Below are 2,100 nucleotides of genomic sequence, written 5' to 3'. Positions count from 1 at the left end.
TCTTCACCTAGGTCGTAATCGCCAAGTTTTGTTTTAATACCCATTTGCTCAAAAAAGTCTTGAGTATGTTTAATGGTTGCATCAATCAGCTCGTTTTTGTCTTGCATATCAAGGCCAAATACACGCTCACCTAACTGAATAATTTTAGCGCGTTTTTGCTCTTGCTGAACAAACATAAGCGGTGGTAATACAATCGCAAGTGTTACAGCGTGATCTAAGCTATAAAGCGCTGTTAGCTCGTGGCCAATCATATGCGTAGACCAATCTTGCGGTACGCCTTGGCCAATTAAGCCATTTAGTGCCATCGTTGCCGACCACATTACGTTTGCACGTACGTCGTAATCTTCTGGGTTTTCAAGGGCTTTAGGGCCTTGCTCAATTAGCGTAGATAAAATGCCTTCTGCAAAACGGTCTTGCAGTGGCGCATTAACTGGGTACGTTAAGTATTGCTCAATAACATGTACAAACGCATCAACTACACCGTTAGAAATTTGGCGAGTTGGCAGTGAGAATGTATACGTAGGATCAAGCACAGCAAATTGCGGTTGCACTATTGGCGTACCAAAGGCACGTTTTTGCTGGGTTTCTTTACGGGTAACAACCGAGTTACCGTTGCTTTCTGAGCCAGTAGCCGGAAGCGTTAATACCGCGCCAATAGGTAATGCGCTTTTTACTTCTGCGCCATTAACTAAAATATCCCAGCCGTCGCCTTCGTATTTTGCTGCCGCCGCTACGTATTTAGCGCCGTCGATAACACTACCGCCGCCTACAGCTAATATAAAGCTAACGTTTTGCTCTTTCACAATTTCTACAGCTTTTGAAAGTGTTTCGTAAGTTGGGTTTGGCTCAACTCCCGAAAACTCCACAAAGTCCACACCTTCAAGTGCATTTACTACATCGTCATATACGCCGTTCTTTTTGATCGAACCGCCACCGTATAAAAACATGACCTTGCCTTGGCTTGGTACGCGGCTTGCGATCTCATTAATTTGATCTTTGCCGAATAAAATCTCGGTGCGGTTTTTAAATGCAAAATTTAACATATTTGTACTCTACTTGGTTACGGGGCTCAGCCCCTGGTGCTCATTGCTTTATAAAATGGGAATTAATAGTTAACTTTCAAGTAATTAATTACCTATTTTATAAAGTAAATATGAAAACGGTTAATGTCTAACTGAACGAGCGCAAGTGTACGCGCACTTTACAATAACTAGAATTCAGTTAATCTTGCTTTACCCATCGGATTTCTGATACCTAATGTTTTATGTCTTATTTTGTACAATTACGCACCTTTGTTGAGGTATATCGTTGTAAAAACATCTCTCGGGCTGCTAAAAATTTGGGGCTGTCGCAACCCGCTGCAACCGCGCATATACAAACAATGGAGTCGGTGGTAGGTAAATCGTTATTTGAGCGGCGTCACCGAGGCGTAGAACCAAGTAATGCCGCCCACGATTTAGCAGGCCAAGTGGCAAATCACCTTGATGCTATAGAGCAAAAAGTCGCCTCTGTACGCACCCGTTCAAGCGATGTGAGCGGAACGATTACACTAGCCGGGCCCGCCGAATATATTAGTTATGTTGCCTCAGCACAGCTGGCAAATTTGTTACAAGCGGGCAATGTTGATGTGGTCGTGCTGCCTGGTAATCGTGAGCAAATTTATACAGCGCTCGACACCGGCGTTGCCGATATGGCTATTACAGCCTCCCTGCCCGATAACAAAATTTACGACTTTGAAGTGCTCGACAGCGAAGAGCTGGTACTGGTGGCGCACCGTTTATTAGCGCAAAGCTTAGAGGGGAAAACCATTACGCCAGCACTTTTAAATACGCTGCCGGTGGTCAGTTACGACAGTCAATTACCGCTTATACGCCAGTATTTTGATACTGTATTTAAACAAAGCTGTACGTCAAAAATAATTGCTCGCTGCCCCGACATACGCGCGCTCGCCGGCATAGTAAGAACCGGTGTAGGCTATACCGTGCTGCCTGATTATATATGTCATGACGATATTCAATCGGGTAGATTAATTAAACTTGGTCCGCAAGGGCCGGAAAACAATTTGTACTTAGCGTGGCGTAAAGGGGCGCTTGCTCACCC

Annotated in this window: 2 protein-coding genes; one reads left to right on the top strand and one right to left on the bottom strand. The window is 44.5% G+C overall.

Features of this window, described 5'->3' with window-relative positions:
- Positions 1 to 1,043: iron-containing alcohol dehydrogenase (locus AABI99_RS18160; RefSeq protein WP_338367521.1), on the bottom strand; the 1,043-nt coding region annotated here is incomplete at its 3' end.
- A gap of 221 nt (positions 1,044 to 1,264) precedes the next feature.
- Between AABI99_RS18160 and AABI99_RS18155 the strand changes: the two genes are divergently transcribed.
- On the top strand, positions 1,265 to 2,100 hold an 836-nt coding region (locus AABI99_RS18155), incomplete at its 3' end, for a LysR family transcriptional regulator (RefSeq protein ID WP_338367520.1).

Source organism: uncultured Pseudoalteromonas sp. (assembly GCF_963922945.1).
Lineage (GTDB): Bacteria > Pseudomonadota > Gammaproteobacteria > Enterobacterales > Alteromonadaceae > Pseudoalteromonas.
The sequence above is the reverse complement of the archived record's forward strand: the minus strand, read 5'-3'. Positions and strand labels throughout refer to the sequence as shown.